The following is a 17,621-nucleotide window of genomic DNA, read 5'->3' on the forward strand; positions in this document are numbered from 1 at the left end:
GACACCGTCAGCCACCGCTCTTTGGGCTAGAATGAGACATGTCCGGCAAGACGACGATACTCCAATAGTGCTCAACTCCTTCGATGAGCCGTAGGAAATCCATGCCTGCGTTGCCCTTGAGTACGTAGCCAGCGACATTGTTGTCGTATGCGCGGGCAATGTCCGTTTCGTCCTCCGAGGTCGACAACATAAACACAACCGCTCGCTGGAGGCGAGGGTCCGAGCGTAGCTCGGCCATGAACTCATGACCGTTCATTCGGGGCATGTTGACGTCGAGCAAGATCACATAGTGCTCTGGCGGTAGCTCTTCAGCCTCGCCGCGCAAAAAAGAGAGCGCCTCCAGCCCATCACGCAATCGATGCACCGGGTTGGCAATACGAGAGCGGCTAAGGGCTCGCTTTACGGACTTCGCATCGCCGTCATCATCTTCCACCAAAATGATGTTGAGCATGGTTCGAAGTGCATCGGGGTGGAGGGGAGCATTCATGCAGCGAGACCTTTGGGTTGAGAACCAGCGGAGGTTCTGGGCCATTTGAGGCGAAAGGTGGTGCCTCGGGTTCCATTTGACTGCAGAGAAAGCTCGCCTCCGGCGAGGTCGACATGCTTACGGACGATCGCCAAGCCCATTCCAGACCCTTCCAGCTCATCACGCGGGCGCAAAGTCTGGAAGATCTGAAACACCCGCTCATGAAACTCTGGCGGGATACCAGGCCCGTCATCCTCGACAGTGAAGAGCCACGCATCTGACGCTTGGCTTAGGCTGAGCCGCACAGTGCCTTGCTCTCGATCATGGTGTTTGAACGCATTTGAAACGAGGTTCAGGATGACAACCTGAAGAGGCATTTGCGGAAGCCGTCGGGTGTTGAAACCCTCGGTCTCAAGTTTCATGCCTTTCGGTACGTTCAGGAGGCCTAAGAGGTTTTGGATGAAGTCAGCTCCGGCGACCTCTTCTTCCGCCTGATCTGTACGACCAATACGGGAGTGCTCGAGCAGATCATTGAGTAGATGCTCCATTCGCGTTGCTCGGCTTTTCAGCAGATCCAGGCTTTCGCGCGTGTCGTCAGTCAGATGTGGCTCAAGGTCTGCAGCCAGCCACTGTGAGGCATTCTGGATGACCCGTAGAGGAGCTTTTAAATCATGACTCGCGACATAGGCGAACTGGTCAAGTTCTTCATTAGAGCGTCGGAGTTGTGCGACAAGGTCTGACATACGTGCCTGCGCCTCGTGGCGTTCGCTGATGTCACGGACCATGCCGATGAACTTAATTTCGCCATCCAGTTCGGCACGGCTGACCGAGATCTCAATTGGAACCCTGGTGCCAGATTTGTGGCGCCCGTAAATCACTCGGTTGAGGGCCATGGCCGTGCGGTGTGGGCCGATCCGGCTTTTGGAAACGTGGGATTGGTGCCCGATGGCGTCTTCGCTGAACATGAGCCGGGTTAGGGGCTGACCTGCCGCTTCGGATGCGGAATACCCAAACATCTCTTCGCCCGCCGGATTTAACTCTTCGACGATGCCATCGCTTGAGATCGTTACCAATCCGTCCGCCATGTTTCGCAGCGTCCAACCCAATCGCTTGTGACTCTGATCGACGGCGCGATGGAGCGCCTCAAATTTGCTTCCGACTTCCGATGCGAGTACGTGCGTGACCCCAGCCGCAAAACCGACGAGGACGAGGGTGATCATCAAGTGGCGCAAGAGTACGCTTGTGACGTTACTCTCCAACATTTCTCGAGCGCCGAAGGTCAGAACGCCAAACTGCGCAGGAACTTGCTGGCTCGGATCCATTGGAACCGTCGATAGGTAGACCAACTCGTCATCAAGGTCAGCAAAGGAGTTCTTGCCGAGCCGGCTGCCCAACGCTTCTGCTTGTGGTAGAGGCCGAAAGCCGGAGTCGGTGTGGTGGTAGAAGCGCGCTGAACTCTCGCCATGCTGGAAAAGGAGATAATCTCCTTCGCTGTTCACTACTGCCACAGACTGGTTCTTAAGCACACCGGGCCGAACTGCTTTGAGAAGTTCTGCATAGTCCGCGTTGAACACAAGTGCCCCGACCGTTGCGCCGGCTGCGTCACGAACTGGCTGAACATACCGAATTGTGACCGGCCCGCCATCGCGCCTGCCGTGTTCGCGGTTGTATGTGATGCGCGAAAAGTATGGCTCCGTTTCGGGGATGGCCTGTATGCGGTCGAGATAGGGTTCGGTGCCTTTGGTTTGCAGATCGGCCTCTGGAACGCGCAGCAATTGGCCCTCGCGTCGGTCAACCCGCACTACTTCGCGCCAGTCGCCCTCAGCGAGTATCAGGCGAATCTGGGTGAAGTGCGGGTGGACCTCTATCTTGTTGGTCATGATGACGGCTAGCCGATCCTTCCACTGCGAAAGCGAGGAGCCATCGGCAGGATCCATCCCACGCGGGTCGGCCATTGCGCGAACAATTCCAGCAACGGGCGGATGGCGGGCCAGAGTAGCACCCTGATCCTGTATCTCTCTGAAGCCGGAAGAAATTTGCCCCGCATAGAAACTGGCGCGCTGTTGTAGCTCCGTTTCAGTAGCGCGCAGAGCGGCAGATCGCGCCGCGAGTACATGGTAGGAGCCGTAGAGCAGGCTCACCACCAGAACAACGCCAACCGCGATCAAGGTAATCCGGTGGGTAAGCGCGCGAGCGGAACCTGGGTCGACAGTTGTATTGGGGCTCATGGCGTGTGCTCGGATGAGGTCAGCCGTTGTTTGTTACAAGCTTGATGTTGCGGGCGGTCTCGAGCTTGCTCTGCTCGACGATGCTCATCAGGTCATCCAAAAAAATGACGAGATCCTTGCAGCCTCGCTCGAGCATGGTGACGTGCTCGTTGACGGTGGCCTTGCTCTCATCCTTTCGGATCTTGCGGATATTCGACAGCGTATTGCTGAGAATCTCGCGCATCTCCGGACCGCAAGATGTGAGGAACTGACGGATCGTCCGCTTCATTTTGTCCTGAAAGGCTCGAGCATCGGAGATGGACGCGTAGAACATACGTCGCTCGAAGGCAGACACCATGGACTTGCGCAAGTTGTCGACCGAGAGTTCTTCCTTCACGAGATAGTCGGCGCATCCTCGGCGCATTGCCTCAACCGCGATCGCACGGCGGGTGACGGAGGTGAGCATGATCGGAATGATCTGTGCCTGCTCTTCATGCCCGAGTATCACCTTGAGTGCATCAAGCCCGGTTTCCATACCAAGGTTGTAGTCGATGAAAGCGACATCGAACGGCGTGTCGAGCTTTTTACGCATTTCTGCAATCGTGTAGGCCTCGGTGATGTCCAGATCGAGCCCGGCGCGCTCGCAAATGCGCTGGAGGCGGAGGTGGTCTATATCATCATCGTCGATGACCAAGGCTCGGAGGCGGGTTGGCATAGCGGTAGAGGTCGCGGTGGGGGGCGCAGGGAAGGGCACAGGCTGAGTAGACATGGCGTTATCATTCATCCTAAAGGCAAGCTGATCGCAGTGACCTTACGGAGTTCGCTGTTAACATTTGGTTGCCTTCTGTGGCCAATACGCCTTCCCTTTCACTAAATCTCGCCACAGTTTGCGCCGGTCTGTCATCGAGATGTTGCTTGCCTGACAGAGAGATGGCCCGATGAATAAATTCAGCCGATATGCGATTTACTATACTCCACCTAAGGGCCCGCTTGCGGACTTCGGGGCTGATTGGCTTGGCTGGGATGCCGAGACGGGTCGGGACGTTGTGCAGACGGTGGTTCCCGGTCTGGACATAGCTGCGCTCACTCAAGCGCCGCGCAGGTACGGGTTTCATGGAACTGTCAAACCACCCTTCCGGCTAGTGGAGAGCAAGGACAGGGAAGGCTTGGAGGCCGCGCTGTGTGAAGTGTGCGCCACCACCGCGCCAGTGTCGCTGGACGGCTTACGCCTCGCCGCATTGGGTCGGTTTCTGGCGCTCGTACCGGTGGGAGATACAAGACCTCTTTCGGATCTCGCAGCGAGGGTTGTGACGGAACTGGATGGCTTTCGGGCTCCTCCCGGCGCCGCTGAGCTGGATCGAAGACGTCAGGGCGGGCTGACGGCGCGGCAGGACTCGCTGTTGCTCCGTTGGGGCTATCCTTACGTTTTGGATGAGTTCCGCTTTCATCTGACGCTGACAGGCGCTCTTGATGCGTTGACCGCGTGCCGTGCAGAGGTTGCGTTGGGGTCCGCGCTGAGTCAGCTGGGCCTTTCGCCATTCCAGATCAGGTCTCTTTGCCTCGTCGGCGAAGGCGATGACGGCCGGTTCAGGCTGATCCGGCGCGTGCCGTTGGGCGGTTGACGCTTCGGCTCAAGCGCGGGAGTTTAGCGCGGAGGGGATTTAGCCATGCCGCTACCACACTTGATGGTCGCCCCCAATGGGGCGAGCAAAACGCACGACGATCACCCGAAGGTGCCCCTAACCTTATGGGAGGTGGTGCAGTGCGCGCGTGATTGTAAGGCCGCCGGAGCAGACGGATTGCATTTGCATTTGCGCGACGATGAGGGTGGCCACCTGCTGGACTCTGGTGCTTACCGAGAGGCGCTTGCGGAACTGGCTCAGTCTCTGCCGGATTTGGCAGTTCAGGTTACGACGGAAGCTGGCGGACGCTATGGCCCTGCGCATCAGGCCCACGTGGCGCTGCACTCGGGCGCAGATATGGTCTCCGTCTCAGTGCGTGAGATTTGCCGCGACGGGGATGGTCTGGCTGCGCGGCTCTATGCTGAGGCCGAGGCTCGCGGGATAGCGGTGCAACACATTCTCTATGATGATGAAGATGCCCGGCATCTTGAGCGGGTCTTGCCGGGAGGTTTGCAGCCAGAGTCTCAGCTGATATTCGTGTTGGGGCGTTATGTTGCGGGTCAGGTTTCGAAGCCGGCAATGCTAGAGCCCTTTTGTGACTGGCTGGGTGGACGCAAGGCTGACTGGGCCGTCTGTGCTTTTGGGCAGGGTGAAACCGCGTGCCTGCGGGCGGCTGTTGCTGCAGGTGGAAAGATGCGTGTCGGGTTCGAGAATTCACTGGTTAACGAGGATGGCACGTTGGCGAGAGATAACGCAGAGCGCGTGGGTGTGGTGTCGGCGTTTCTTTAGTTTAACTGCCGAAGGGTATCCCTCTAGTCGAAGTTTTTGGCAGCAGTCAGTCGACTGGAAGTCTATGTGGCGGCTTGTTCCGCGCGAGCGATGAACATTTTCACGTTCTCAGACGTGAGGCGAGTCCCGGCCTAAACGTCCGAGCCTTGAACGTTTGTTCTTGTCGTCGTGCTGAATCCAGCCTTCACCGCCTTGTTGTAGCCGGTCTCAAGGCATAGAGCGGTGGTAACCAAGGAGGCACCGATGCTGGGTAACAACGCAGGTTTGATCGATGAGGTTCGGGCGCGGTTTGCCCATGTCGAGAGTGATCCGTTCACCGGCGAGAGGATTTTCTTCGAGAACGCGGGCGGCGCGCTCACGCTGAAGAGCGTTGTCGCGACCTCCGCTACCTTTGCCGCGATCCCCGACAACCAGGGGCGCGACAACCCGATGTCTGCGCATCTGGTTACGATCATCGCCAAGGTCAAGGCGGATGCAGCCTGCTTTCTCAATTCCAGCGGCGGGCAAGTGATCGTGGGCGAGAGCGGTACCGAGCTTCTCTTCCGCCTGGCGCGCGCCGCCTGCAACGCCTGGAAGGGCAAGGGCGGCAAGGTCATCAGCTCGACGATGGAGCACCCCGCGAGCCGCTCGGCGGCAGCCTTGGGCGCCGAAGCTGCCGGACTGGAGCACATCGTCGTCGCCCACGACGACGCCAGCGGCACCGTCGGCCCCGATGCCTATGCCGCGGCCATGTCGCCCGATGTGCGGGTAGCCACCATCGTGCATGCCTCCCCGGTGACCGGCATGGGGATGGACGTGGCGGCCATCGCAGCGGCGATCCGCGCCGTCTCGCCCGGGTGCACGATCATCGTCGACGGCATCCAGCACGCCGCCCACGGCCATGTCGACGTGGCAGCGGCGGGTGTGGATGGCTATGTCGTCTCGCCCTACAAGATGTTCGCGCGTCACGGCTTCGGCCTGGCCTGGCTCTCCGACAGGCTCGCGGCCTGCCCGCATGACACGCTCCAGGGCGGCGGCTCATGGGAGATGGGCACGCGCGACACCGGGGCCTATGCCGCTTTCTCCGACGTGATCGACTATTTTACGTGGCTCGGTGAGGCGGTGGGGGCAACCGGCGACCAGCGCGCCAAGATCGAGGCGGCGGCCAAGGCGATCCACGCCCACGAATGGGACCTGACCGAGGCCATGCTGCGCGGCACTGACAACCAGAAGGGCCTGACCGAACTGCCCGGCGTCACCGTGCTCGGCGGCGCCGACAACCCGGCGCGCGAGGGGCTCGTGTCGCTCGTCGTCAAGGGCATGACGGCCGAGGCGCTGGTCTCGGAGCTGCGGGTGCGCGGCATCCGCACCCACGCCCGCAAGGCCGACCACTACTCAGGCAATGTGCTCACCCCGCTGGGCTACGACGGCTGCCTGCGGGTCTCGTTGTGCCACTACAACACCGAGGGCGAGGTTGCGTCCTTTCTTGCCGCGATGGCCGAGATCACCGGGGCCTAGGCTCCGGTCGGCCGCGCCGCCAGCAGAGCCGCGCCGGCGAGCACGAGCCCGAGGCCGGTGAGCGCGGTGCGGGTCTGGTTCCACACCTGCCAAGGGGCGGAATAGTCGGCCCAGATCGCCGCGGGACCCGCCTCGATCTGCGCTTCGGTCACGAGGGCCAGAGCCTCGTTCATCGGTACGTTGACCACCATGGTCAGCACCGTGCCGCCCAGCAGCACCACGCCGCCGGCCAGCACCAAGAGCCCCGAGACCTTACCACTCTGACCGCTCTTCCATGCCAGCACCGCGGTGACGAGCAACAGCGGGCCTGTGGCAAAGAAGGCCGGGGCGAACACCGCGTTGCGGACAGAGGCATTCATCGCCTGCATCGCGCGGATCGCCACCTCCGGCGCGGCCGCATCGAGCCCCCACATGGTCGAGCAAACCCAGGCATAGAAGAACCCGAACAAGGCGCCGTTGAGCAGAAGCGCCACGAGGGCAGAGAAGCGAAAGGCGAGGGTCATGCTGCGATCCGTACATTTAGTTACGCTTGTGCCGTATCCGTAATCTGATATACGGAAATGTGTCAACACGGGATTGCATCATGCGCGACGAGACCCGGGCCAAGCGGGAAGCCGAGATCATCGACGCGGCCTATATGCTGCTCGAGCAGAAGGGCGCTGCAGGTATGTCGATGCTGGCCGTGGCCAAGGCGGCGAAGGCCAGCAACGAGACGCTCTACAACTGGTACGGCGACAAGCTTGGCCTGTTCCGGGCGATGGCCGAGCGCAACGGCGAGGCGCTGGTGGCGCGACTGGAGGCGGCGCTGGCCGAAGATGCCTCGCCGCTCGAGGCGCTTGACGGCCTGGGCCCGGTGCTGCTGGAACTGCTGACCTCCTCCCGCGCCGTTGCTTTGGCCCGGGCGGCCGCGGCCGACCCTACAGGCAGCCTAGGTTCCGCGCTCGCGGACGCCGGTCGGCACCAAGTTAAGCCCATGATCGCGGCGCTCTGCCAGAAGGCTCTGGACGAGCGCGCATTGAAGGGTGGCGATGCAGACGCGATTTACGACACTTACATCTCACTACTGCTCGGAGACTCCCAGATCCGTCGCGCGATCCACGCTGCTCCGCAGCCCACCAAGGCCGAAATCCGGTCGCGCGCTGACCGTGCGTTAATGCTCACGTGGAAGCTCTATGCCCGAGAGGACACACGCTAGGGAGTTAACGGCCGAAACGTGCATTGCAACATCGCAGCGGCGTGGGTTGCCAGTATGCACGGGCGTACATACATGGGTGGTCATGCGCCGATTCATACCCTTTGTAGAAAAACCTCCGTTGATTGCCGTAGTGCGCTTGCAGGGCGCCATTGGCGTCGGCGCGCGGGGCATGAGCGATGCCGGTATGGCATCAGCCATCGAGCGCGCTTTCGGACGCGGGAAGCCTGCAGCGATCGCTCTGCAGATCAATTCGCCCGGCGGCTCTCCGACTCAAAGTGCGTTGATCGCAGCGCGTATTCGCCGGCTTGCTGATGAGAAGAAAGTACCGGTTTTTGCCTTCGTAGAAGACGTTGCGGCGTCTGGCGGTTACTGGCTGGCGACTGCAGGTGACGAGATCATTGTTGACGCGAACTCGATCACTGGCTCAATCGGTGTGATCTCTGCCAGCTTTGGGCTGCACGAATTCATAGGCAAGCACGGTATCGAGCGACGGGTCCACTCCGCCGGGCAAAGCAAGAGCTTCATGGATCCGTTTCGGCCGGAGAAACCTGAGGATGTCCAGCGTCTCGAGGCACTTCAGAAAGTTATCCACGACAACTTCATCGATCAGGTGAAAGCACGGCGCGGGAGCAAGCTCCGAGAAGGTGTCGACTTGTTCACAGGCGATATCTGGGTTGGGCGCCAAGCCGTTGACCTCGGTCTCGCCGATGCAGTCGGACATCTCATTCCAACCATGAAAGAGCGCTTCGGAGAGAAGACCCGGTTTGCCGTATACGGCCCAAAGAGGGGCCTCTTGCGGCGGTTGGGCGCGGAGACCATGAACGGTGTAGTCGGCGCAGTGGAAGACCGCGCGATGTGGGCGAGGTTCGGGCTTTAAATGTTGCTCAAGGCTGTCATTCTCTTTCTGGCCGCGATGGGCCTGCTGGCGATCTTCGGTAAGAAGAAGGTTTCCGGCAAGAAGCCAGCGCCGAAGCGGATGGAGTCGGCAAAGAAGTGCCCGGATTGTGGGAGTTACCGGATCGGGACGGGCGACTGTGCCTGCGGGAAGCGCTGAAGCATGACCTATGATCTCATGATCGCGGGGCTTGGCCTCGTGATCCTGCTGTTGGCGGGCGACGCATTGGTGCGAGGTGCCGTCAACATCGCACTTCGACTGGGCATCCCGGCACTCATCGTCTCTCTCACGATCGTGGCATTCGGCACCTCGGCGCCAGAGCTTCTGATTTCAGTCAAAGCTGTGCGCGACAACGCAGGAGGGCTAGCGCTCGGCAATGTCGTCGGATCGAACATAGCCAACATTTTGCTCGTACTCGGGGTGCCCGCCTTGATGCGGGTCTTGGCGACTAAGGATCACGACACCCGCCGTAGCTTCATGTTCATGGTGGCGGGGTCTCTGCTCTTCATTGCTCTCTGCTTCCTAGGTCCGATCCGCTGGTGGCACGGTCTCGTTCTTGGCGCTGCCCTCGTGGGAGTTCTGTGGGATGCAATCCACACCGCGCGCAGTCACCGTAGGGCTACAGCCACTCAGGACTATGGCGCGGACCAGGAAGAGGAGTTGGAAGGCGCCGACCCGACGATGCCTTGGTGGAAGATTGGTGTGTTCACCGTCCTTGGGCTCGTCGGTTTGCCCCTCGGAGCAGATCTGCTCGTGGACAGTTCAGTTCGGATTGCGACCGTGTTGGGGGTTTCCGACACGGTGATCGGCCTTACGCTGGTGGCTATTGGAACATCTTTGCCCGAGCTTGCGACCACAGTCATGGCGGCACTACGCAACCAGGCTGATGTGGCGCTTGGCAATGTCATCGGCTCCAACATGTTCAACCTCCTCGCAATTATCGGTATCGCGAGCTTCGTTGGCCCGATCCCGGTCGACCCGGAGATCCTACAGTTTGATCTGTGGGTCATGCTGGCGGCGTCATTGGCCCTGATCCCCTTTGTATTCCTCCGCCAAAACATGGGCCGTGCTGTCGGGGTGATATTCAGTCTTCTCTACGTGGCATATCTTGTGGTCGTGGTGAGCTGACCACGAGTCGCCGAAAGTTGCCGTTGCGTCCAGTTGTCTCCTGACAATCAAGGCATGAATACCGTGGGATACAGAGTTATCCCGCGTAGCCGCGAACGTTACAAAACCGTTAGAAATTCCTCAATGAAATCATTTATTTACAAAACTGAAGAAAAAATAGCGCGTAATTATAACACCTTAACGTCACGCATAAAATTTAGGCAAACTCCAGAATCCGCCGTGATTCAAAGAGATTTTCCATTCCATGAGGGTTTCTCCAAAGAGTTATCCACAGAAAACGTGGAGAGCTTTCCTCTTGCCCCTATCCGACTACCATTGCAGCCATGAGCGGGAATCACGAACTAGATCAAGTAGGTGGCATGAAGACCGGCCATGAGGTCATACGCGACCAGTTGCGGCACCTCGATGGGTCTCCTGGTGTCTATCGGATGCTCGATGCGGAGAGCCGGGTACTCTACGTCGGCAAGGCCCGGAACCTAAGAGCACGGGTCAGTTCCTACGCCCGGCCGACCGGCCACAGCCCTCGCATTGAGCGAATGATCTCCGAAACCGCGTCGATGATGTTCCTGACCACATCGACCGAAACGGAGGCGCTGCTGCTTGAGCAGAACCTCATCAAGCAGCTCAAACCCAAGTTCAATGTGCTGCTGCGGGACGACAAGAGCTTCCCAAATATCCTCGTGGCAAAGGATCACAGTTTTCCGCAGATCAAGAAGCACCGGGGTGCCAAGAAGGAAAAGGGCGCTTACTACGGCCCCTTCGCAAGCGCCGGAGCGGTGAACCGGACCTTGAACCAACTGCAGAAGGTGTTTCTGCTTCGGAACTGCACCGACGCCACGTTTGAAACCCGGACACGACCCTGCCTACTCTACCAGATCAAGCGGTGCTCAGCCCCTTGCGTCGGGCACATCAGCGAGCCCGACTACTGTGCCTTGGTCGCCGATGCAGAGCGTTTCTTGCAGGGCAAGTCGACCCGTGTGCAGGAACAACTGGCAGAGCAGATGCAGGAAGCCTCGGAAGCAATGGAATTCGAGCGGGCCGCTGCGTTGCGCGATCGGATAAGGGCAATGACAGCTGTGCAGACAACCCAGGGCATCAACCCGCGGTCCACTCCGGAGGCAGACGTGTTGGCGCTGCACATGGAAGGTGGCCAAGCCTGCGTCCAAGTGTTCTTCATCCGTGCCGGGCAGAACTGGGGCAACCGGGATTACTATCCGAGGCTTGGTGGTGCGGAGAGCCCGGCAGAGGTTTTGCAAGCTTTCGTTGGTCAGTTCTACTCAACCAAAGAGCCCCCAAAGCTGGTTTTGTTGTCGGACGAAATCGAAGATCGCGAGGTTATGGAGGAACTGCTGACTGAGGCTGCCGGACGCAAAGTAGAAGTGAACGTACCCAAGCGCGGCGAAAAGGCTGAACTCGTGGCAGGCGCGCTCAGGAATGCGCGAGAAGGTCTGGCACGGAAGATGAGCGAGAGCGCAGCACAGTCGAAGCTGCTGAAGGGCCTGGCTGAAGCCTTTGACCTTGCTGCAGCTCCCCAGCGCATCGAGATCTACGACAACTCCCACATCCAAGGCACAAATGCCGTCGGCGGGATGGTGGTGATGGGCCCAGACGGTTGGGTGAAAAGCCAGTATCGGAAATTCAACATCAAGGGTGAGGAGCTGGTGCTTGGCGACGACTTTGGCATGATGAAGGAGGTGCTCTCACGCCGGTTCAAACGGCTGCTGAGGGAAGACCCTGACCGCCAGTCCGAAGCCTGGCCTGACCTCTTGCTGATTGATGGGGGTGCCGGGCAAGTGAGTGCGGTTGCCGAGATCATGGCCGAGCTTGGAGTGGAAGATGTGCCATTCATCGGCGTTGCAAAGGGCATCGACCGGGATGCGGGCAAGGAGGAGTTTCACAGATCGGGTGAACGGCCGATGGCTCTAAGGCACAATGACCCCGTGCTCTACTTTATCCAGAGAATGCGCGACGAGGCACATCGCTTTGCCATTGGAACACACCGCGCCAAGCGCTCCAAATCGATGACAGCTACTCCGCTAGACGAAATTTCTGGCGTTGGCGCCACCCGGAAACGGGCGCTGCTGGCGCACTTTGGCTCAGCCAAGGCCGTGAGCAGAGCCGCGTTGGCGGACCTAAAGGCCGTCGATGGAGTGAGCGAAGGTTTGGCGCAGAAAATCTACGACTTTTTCCACGAGAAGGGGTGATGAACCTTCATGAGTGCGCCAGCCGCTCCTCCCACATCACATAGCGGCCAAGAGAGTTTTTTTGGCTGGAACCAAGCACATGGCACCCTCCATTCTCGAAAATGTGCGTTACCTCGACGGTGGCATTAGGCACGGGCAGAGAGAAATGCAGTGCCGTCTGAGTAAAGTAACCTAGGCCTTGGGGCATGCCGGAAATCTCAAACGTGACGATGCCGGGAGCAGTCGCCTGCATCGGAATTTCCATCACCACATCCGGCGTTTTCTCTTCTACAAAGACGTGCCGGAACCGAAGCCAAATCCCGTAGTCACCCTCGGGCGCGAGCTCGAGTTCCACGTTGTAAGCATGGCTGTCACCCTTTCCATCAGCCCAGCGGCCAGTGCCTATATAGCGACCATGCGCATCGGCAAGTATTCCAGACATGTCTGCGCTCCTGTCGTGCCAGTGCATGTTAGCACGGAACGACAGACCGCAGACGTTAGTACACCGTGAAATCGTCGCACTTCCACCCTTCCCAAGGCTGAGGTAAACCCGAAGCATGGTCTGGACGATACCCAATATCCTGACGGTCTTGCGCCTGCTTGCCGCCCCCGGCGTTGCGGTGATGTTCTTGTACTTCCATCGCCCATGGGCAGATTGGTTTGCTCTCGTGCTCTTCATGGCCGCCGCAGTGACGGACTTCTTCGACGGATGGCTTGCTCGCAAATGGAAGCAGGAAACCAAGATCGGCGCTATGCTCGACCCAATTGCCGACAAGGCGATGGTGGTGATCGCGCTGCTGGTCATCACGGGCTTCTCGGGCATGAACCCCTGGATCCTTCTGCCGGCAACACTGATCATGTTTCGCGAGGTCTTTGTGTCGGGTTTGCGCGAGTACCTTGGCGACACGGCAGGTACCTTGAAGGTGACGCAGCTCGCAAAGTGGAAGACCACGACGCAGATGGTGGCGATCGCTATTCTATTTCTGGGCACGGGTCTGGACTGGTTGACCCATCGCGGTGACGGGCCGGGAGGCTTGGCGCGCTTCCGGGACGGCCCGGCCGGATGGGCAACGGTCACGGGAATATGGGTCCTCTGGCTCGCTGGCGCGCTTACGTTGGTGACAGGATGGGACTATTTCCGTAAGGCGCTGCCCTTCCTGAAGGGGCCGAAATGACGGTGGATGTGCTCTACTTTGCATGGGTCCGTGAGCGGATCGGGTTGCCGCGCGAGATCGTCGAAACCGGGGCCGAGACAGTAGCAGAGTTGGTTGACGAGCTCCGCGTCCGCGAGCCACGCTATGCCGCAGCGTTCGAGGATGTCTCAGCCCTGCGCGTGGCACTGGATCAGGAATTAGCTGACTTTGATGCTTCTCTTGAGGGCGTACGCGAGGTGGCCTTCTTCCCGCCGATGACGGGCGGGTGATGGCCGAGGTTCGGGTCCAGACGGAGAGCTTTGACGCCGGAGCAGAGCTGAACAGTTTCTCTGAAGCACAAGACGGTGCCGGAGCTGTCGTGAGCTTTACGGGTGTGGTCCGTGATGTCGCCGGCGGTCTGAATGCGATGGAGATCGAGCATTATCCGGGCATGACCGAAAAGGCGATTTCAGGGATTGTGGAACACGCGAAGAGCCGGTGGCCGCTCACCGGCGCACTTGTGATACATCGCTACGGGCGGTTAGAGCCGGGCGCGCAGATCATGATGGTTGCCACCGCCTCCGCGCACCGTCTCGCCGCTTTTGAAGCTGCGGAGTTCCTGATGGACTACCTGAAGAGCCGAGCGCCTTTTTGGAAGAAAGAAGTGGCACGCGATGGCGCTGGCTGGGTAGCAGCTGTGGAAGCAGACGAGGATGCGCTGAAGCGCTGGTGAAGTTACGGGCTTGCAGAGCTGAAGCTCACCCCGAAATCGCTCCGGTGGATAGCGTTCCAAAGCCGCGGCATTGGCCGCTGTGTGATCTTCGAGTCTTGCGAGATGATCTAAGAAGCGGCGGAATAGCCGAGCCACCGGGAGTAGGCATCGGTGCCGAAAAACCATTCGCCATGATCGTAGCCGGGATCGGACCAGTGCGTTCGAATGGTTTCGCTATGGCTGTGCGTTGCATCTGAAACAGCAGCTTCCTAGGGCTGAAGCGGCTGGCCAAATAGTTCCTGCGGAAGGTGGCAAGCCAGCCCTTTTTGACACACGCGCGGCGCCTGGGGAGTTGCCATAGCCGGGACCGTCCCAACGGGCCGCTTGGGTTTCAGTAACTGCCTGGATCAGCCAAGGTGCCACTCCACCGAGTGCGCCGCGCGAGTTGGAGAGGGGGCGTCGAGTGAAGGCAGCGATCCCGTCATCCGGCTTGCTGATGACGCTCAATGTAGCTCCGGAGTTCTTCTGCTTCCCGCCGTGCATCGCGAAGCCCGTCCATCGCAGCAGTTAGCTCGGCCTCGGTTTGCGAAAGCTGGTTGGTCAACTCAGCCTCGCGCTGTTGCAAGTAGGCAATTGCTTGATCACGGGTCTCTTCAGCTTCGTGAAGCGATTGGGCCATCTTGTCGAGTTCGCCCATTTCCGATTGCGTCACCCGGCTGAGGCGGTGGATGAGCCAGTTAGCGAACCACCCCAAAATGAAAGCGACAAAGAGGATGATCGCCGTGACGATGATGAATTCTGATCTACTCACCCGCGGTCTCCGCCTCACCTTCTTCTTCAACCCCGTCATTTGACGGGTTTTCACCTTCTGCCTCATCACTGGCAGCAGCGCCAGCCTCTTCGGCTTCTCTTACGGCATCTGCGGAAACCAGAGTGAAATCAATCCGGCGGTTGGCTTCGCGGCCCTCCTCGGTTTCGTTGTCGGCGATCGGTAACTCTTCACCATAGCCCGTGGCGGTGATGTTGGAGGTCAGAACACGGCGGTTCATCAGGGCGTTGAGCACCGCATCTGCGCGCTGTTGCGAGAGTTTCTGGTTCATTTGCTCGCGGCCTTGGCTGTCGGTATGGCCGCCGATCTCCATTGCAAAGTCGACCTCCGAGCACTTGCCTTTAAGCACTTCGGCGATCTTGTCCATCACACCGATAGCGGGGCCTGTGATCTCGGTGGAGCCAGGTTCGAAGGTGATCTTTGTGGCTTCGTTGACCGCGACGACCTTCGCGACACATTGCTCGGGAGTGGGCAAATCGGCGAGAGGGTCGAGTTGCGCCTGATACGTGACGGCAATCTCATAATGCGCACCCTCGCCCAGTTTCTCCGCCAGATGGCGGGCGATCTCAGCCTTTGCGTCTGGATTGCCTGTCTGGCCACGGACCTCGATGTATGCGGGCTGCACCACCACCGTACCGTTGTTCAACTGGCCGAGCGCCGTAAGGCCCGCCAAAACACGGATTGGCCAACCGTCGGGCAGGTCAGGATCGAGCCGAGTGGCCAGATAAACGGCCTCTGATCCGAAACTGGCCTGTGCAAAGCTCTTTACCGCTTCGCGCACCTGTTCGTTGGTCACCCGGCCACGGAGCGCCACACGGCCCTCGGGAGAACGAGTGGCGACAAACTCGGGCGGACCCTGATCTGCCTCGCCCGTGCCGTCGACCTTTACCTGCTCAGGGAGTTTGGAAGCGAGAGAAAAGACCTCCGGCAGGTTGCTCTCAAGCTCACCCACAACGCGGTCAAAATCACTCTGCGAGGTGCCCGCGAGCGCCACGAGGGAAATATCGGCATCGGAGAAGGTAACCGCACCGCCACCCAGTGCGCCCACCGCTGCGATTGCCTGTTCGGCGGCGCCAGCCCAGTCCGGCGTAGGTACGCCAAGTCCAAGCACACAATCGGCCTGACCTTCGAGCCCCGCAGCACGAGCAGCGGAGAGTATCCGGCGACGACTTTGCTCAGTATCGGCTGAACAGGCGTCAAACCGGGCTGTTCCGTTTTCATCGATCAGAAAGCGGAGCGTGAAGGGGGTAATGACCGGGCGCGGGGCTGTGATATCGACTACAAGTTGCACACCGTCAGGTGCTTGCCTGGCCAGCATCGTCTCAAGTTTGCGCTTTTCAGCGCCTGACGAGGAGATTGCGGTGACTGCCACACGATCTGCCGCGATAGAGACCTTCGAGCGCGGCAGCGCATTGAGCGCGTAGAGCCCGAACTCAACAGCACGATCCCAGCCGTCTGGCACGGGGTAGTCGGCGGTTTCCAGCAGATCGGTGATCCCGACCCCCTGCCCGACCGCCTTGGTGATCCGGCCGGCGAAATCATCCCGGTCAATTTCCGCCGGGATCAAACCGATCATCGAGATGCCATCATCGTTTCGCAGGATCTCGATGGAGAACTTGGGCGCCGTGATTGGCTTGGCGGGCTCTACCTCGATCTGGTCGATTACCCGGGAGGCATCAACAACAGCACCGGTCGCGGAAAGAGCCCGAAAGCGAGCTGCCTCGGAGGGCGCAGTGCCGGATAGGAGCACTTGGAGACCATCTGTCTCGACAGTCGCCCAGTCATGGCCGCCCTCGATAAGCGCTGTCCGCACCGCAGAGTGTGAACCCCGTTCAATCAACCCAGCTGCAGCCGTGGCGCTGACGTAGCAAAGAACAGCGGCAATAACGAGCGCGGCAAGGGTGACGGCTTTGGGGCTGAGACGCATTGGTGCTCCGGCGCAGCTGCGGGTAGGCCTTTGCTTTAGAGTGCCGGGGAGCCGGGCGCAATCATGCCGCGATCACAGAAGGATGACGGCGGCGAGAAACAGCACGGGGATCAGCCCAGCGTCGCGGTTGGATCTGAATAGACGCAGGCAAGTGGCGGGGTCTCCGGTGTTGAGTTGTCCGAGCTGCCACGCAAGGTGCCAGCCCATCGCCCAAGCCCCGCAGGCGGCCACCGCAAGCTGTAGCGGCGAGGCGGGCTCGATCAGCGCGGCGATCATCGCGACGGTCATCAGGGTCACGGTGAGCGCGAGGAAGAGCCGCAGGATCTGGGGCGAGTTCTCGCCGAAGAGCCGGGCGGTGGATTTTACCCCGATCAGCGCGTCATCCTCGATGTCCTGATGGGCATAGATGGTGTCGTAGAACACCGTCCAGGCGATGCCCGCGAGATAAAGGAACACCGGCGCAAGCGCGAGGCTGTCGGTATGCGCGGCCCAGGCCAGCAGGGCGCCCCAGTTGAAGGCGAGGCCCAGAAAGATCTGCGGCCACCATGTGAAGCGCTTGGCGAAGGGATAGATGCACACCAGCCCCAGCGAGCCGATCCCGAGCCAGATCGCGGTGGGCGGGAAGGTGAGCAGGATGCCGAAGGCGACCAGCGCCTGCGCCGCCATCCAGGCCAGCGCCTGCCTGACCGAGACCGCGCCCGAGGGGATCGGCCGCGAACGGGTGCGGGCCACCGAGCCGTCGATGTGGCGGTCGGTAATGTCGTTCCAGGTGCAGCCTGCGCCGCGCATCAGCACCGCGCCGATGCCGCAGCCTGCGATGATCCAGAGGTCGAACCAGCGCCAGCCGGTCGATGCGGCGGCGAGCAGCACGCCCCACCAGCACGGCAGAAGCAGCAGCCATGTTCCGATCGGGCGGTCGGCACGCGACAGCCGCAGATAGGGGCGTGTGGCAGGCGGGGCCAAGCGGTCGACCCAGTTGCCGCTCACCGCATCCGCGACCTGTCCCGCATCTGGCGTTTCGGGTTCGGCAGACATATC

Annotated in this window: 19 protein-coding genes; 11 read left to right on the plus strand and 8 right to left on the minus strand. The window is 60.2% G+C overall.

Going from position 1 to position 17,621, the window contains the following annotated elements; translation table 11 throughout:
- Nucleotides 1-7: 7 nt before the first annotated feature.
- The 3 genes from KUV38_RS16435 to KUV38_RS16445 are packed head-to-tail and all read right to left on the minus strand — an operon-like array spanning nt 8 to nt 3,457.
- Nucleotides 8-451 carry a response regulator gene (locus KUV38_RS16435; RefSeq protein ID WP_222471294.1) on the minus strand — a complete coding sequence of 148 codons (444 nt, stop codon included), beginning with the start codon at nt 449-451 and terminating at the stop codon, nt 8-10.
- A 32-nt stretch (nt 452-483) separates the two neighbouring features.
- Nucleotides 484-2,694 (minus strand): ATP-binding protein, encoded by a 2,211-nt coding sequence (locus KUV38_RS16440; RefSeq protein WP_222471295.1) that lies wholly within the window; start codon nt 2,692-2,694, stop codon nt 484-486.
- A 19-nt stretch (nt 2,695-2,713) separates the two neighbouring features.
- Nucleotides 2,714-3,457 (minus strand): response regulator, encoded by a 744-nt coding sequence (locus tag KUV38_RS16445; protein WP_261385396.1) that lies wholly within the window; start codon nt 3,455-3,457, stop codon nt 2,714-2,716.
- 154 nt (nt 3,458-3,611) lie between these two features.
- Here KUV38_RS16445 and KUV38_RS16450 point away from each other — a divergent pair, with 154 nt between their 5' ends.
- From KUV38_RS16450 to KUV38_RS16460, 3 genes are all read left to right on the plus strand, one after another.
- Nucleotides 3,612-4,295: a DUF1045 domain-containing protein gene (locus KUV38_RS16450; protein ID WP_222471296.1), complete on the plus strand. Its 684-nt coding sequence runs from the start codon at nt 3,612-3,614 to the stop codon at nt 4,293-4,295.
- Nucleotides 4,296-4,358: 63 nt separating this feature from the next.
- On the plus strand, nt 4,359-5,084 hold the full coding sequence (locus KUV38_RS16455; RefSeq protein WP_261385397.1) for a 3-keto-5-aminohexanoate cleavage protein: 726 nt from the start codon (nt 4,359-4,361) through the stop codon (nt 5,082-5,084).
- A gap of 243 nt (nt 5,085-5,327) precedes the next feature.
- Nucleotides 5,328-6,581, plus strand: coding sequence for an aminotransferase class V-fold PLP-dependent enzyme (locus tag KUV38_RS16460; RefSeq protein WP_222471298.1), 1,254 nt, complete (start codon nt 5,328-5,330; stop codon nt 6,579-6,581).
- Here KUV38_RS16460 and KUV38_RS16465 read toward each other — a convergent pair.
- Nucleotides 6,578-7,084: a DUF1772 domain-containing protein gene (locus tag KUV38_RS16465; protein WP_222471299.1), complete on the minus strand. Its 507-nt coding sequence runs from the start codon at nt 7,082-7,084 to the stop codon at nt 6,578-6,580. The two genes, KUV38_RS16460 and KUV38_RS16465, sit on opposite strands and share 4 nt — an antisense overlap.
- An 80-nt stretch (nt 7,085-7,164) precedes the next feature.
- Between KUV38_RS16465 and KUV38_RS16470 the strand changes: the two genes are divergently transcribed.
- From KUV38_RS16470 to uvrC, 5 genes are all read left to right on the plus strand, one after another.
- Nucleotides 7,165-7,776 carry a TetR/AcrR family transcriptional regulator gene (locus KUV38_RS16470; protein WP_222471300.1) on the plus strand — a complete coding sequence of 204 codons (612 nt, stop codon included), beginning with the start codon at nt 7,165-7,167 and terminating at the stop codon, nt 7,774-7,776.
- A gap of 82 nt (nt 7,777-7,858) precedes the next feature.
- A complete protein-coding gene (locus KUV38_RS16475; RefSeq protein ID WP_222471301.1) occupies nt 7,859-8,653 on the plus strand; it encodes a S49 family peptidase in 795 nt (264 codons plus the stop codon).
- Nucleotides 8,654-8,830 (plus strand): hypothetical protein, encoded by a 177-nt coding sequence (locus KUV38_RS16480; protein WP_222471302.1) that lies wholly within the window; start codon nt 8,654-8,656, stop codon nt 8,828-8,830.
- 3 nt (nt 8,831-8,833) lie between these two features.
- Nucleotides 8,834-9,799, plus strand: coding sequence for a calcium/sodium antiporter (locus KUV38_RS16485; RefSeq protein ID WP_222471303.1), 966 nt, complete (start codon nt 8,834-8,836; stop codon nt 9,797-9,799).
- 359 nt (nt 9,800-10,158) lie between these two features.
- Entirely contained in the window at nt 10,159-12,003 is a 1,845-nt protein-coding gene (gene uvrC / locus KUV38_RS16490; protein WP_261385398.1) for an excinuclease ABC subunit UvrC, read from the plus strand.
- Between the two features lie 7 nt (nt 12,004-12,010).
- Here the strand turns inward: uvrC and KUV38_RS16495 are convergent, their stop codons facing one another.
- Complete coding sequence (locus KUV38_RS16495) at nt 12,011-12,424, minus strand: hypothetical protein (RefSeq protein WP_222471305.1); 414 nt, start codon at nt 12,422-12,424, stop codon at nt 12,011-12,013.
- Between the two features lie 115 nt (nt 12,425-12,539).
- On the opposite strand from KUV38_RS16495, the gene pgsA reads away from it, so the two are divergent.
- Genes pgsA through KUV38_RS16510 form a run of 3 tightly spaced genes read left to right on the plus strand, consistent with a single transcriptional unit; the run spans nt 12,540 to nt 13,848 of the window.
- Nucleotides 12,540-13,157, plus strand: coding sequence for a CDP-diacylglycerol--glycerol-3-phosphate 3-phosphatidyltransferase (gene pgsA / locus KUV38_RS16500; protein WP_222471306.1), 618 nt, complete (start codon nt 12,540-12,542; stop codon nt 13,155-13,157).
- Nucleotides 13,154-13,405, plus strand: coding sequence for a molybdopterin converting factor subunit 1 (moaD, locus tag KUV38_RS16505; RefSeq protein WP_222471307.1), 252 nt, complete (start codon nt 13,154-13,156; stop codon nt 13,403-13,405). The genes pgsA and moaD overlap by 4 nt, the downstream gene beginning before the upstream one ends.
- Nucleotides 13,405-13,848 (plus strand): molybdenum cofactor biosynthesis protein MoaE, encoded by a 444-nt coding sequence (locus tag KUV38_RS16510; RefSeq protein ID WP_222471308.1) that lies wholly within the window; start codon nt 13,405-13,407, stop codon nt 13,846-13,848. Before moaD ends, KUV38_RS16510 begins: the two co-directional genes overlap by 1 nt.
- Nucleotides 13,849-14,308: 460 nt before the next feature.
- Here the strand turns inward: KUV38_RS16510 and KUV38_RS16515 are convergent, their stop codons facing one another.
- From KUV38_RS16515 to ubiA, 3 genes are all read right to left on the minus strand, one after another.
- Nucleotides 14,309-14,638, minus strand: coding sequence for a prefoldin subunit 3 (locus tag KUV38_RS16515; RefSeq protein ID WP_222471309.1), 330 nt, complete (start codon nt 14,636-14,638; stop codon nt 14,309-14,311).
- Nucleotides 14,631-16,583: an OmpA family protein gene (locus KUV38_RS16520; RefSeq protein ID WP_222471310.1), complete on the minus strand. Its 1,953-nt coding sequence runs from the start codon at nt 16,581-16,583 to the stop codon at nt 14,631-14,633. Before KUV38_RS16520 ends, KUV38_RS16515 begins: the two co-directional genes overlap by 8 nt.
- Before the next feature lie 72 nt (nt 16,584-16,655).
- Nucleotides 16,656-17,618: a 4-hydroxybenzoate octaprenyltransferase gene (ubiA, locus tag KUV38_RS16525; RefSeq protein ID WP_222471311.1), complete on the minus strand. Its 963-nt coding sequence runs from the start codon at nt 17,616-17,618 to the stop codon at nt 16,656-16,658.
- Nucleotides 17,619-17,621: the final 3 nt, after the last annotated feature.

Source organism: Vannielia litorea, from assembly GCF_019801175.1.
In the GTDB taxonomy this organism is placed as follows: Bacteria; Pseudomonadota; Alphaproteobacteria; order Rhodobacterales; family Rhodobacteraceae; genus Vannielia; species Vannielia litorea_B.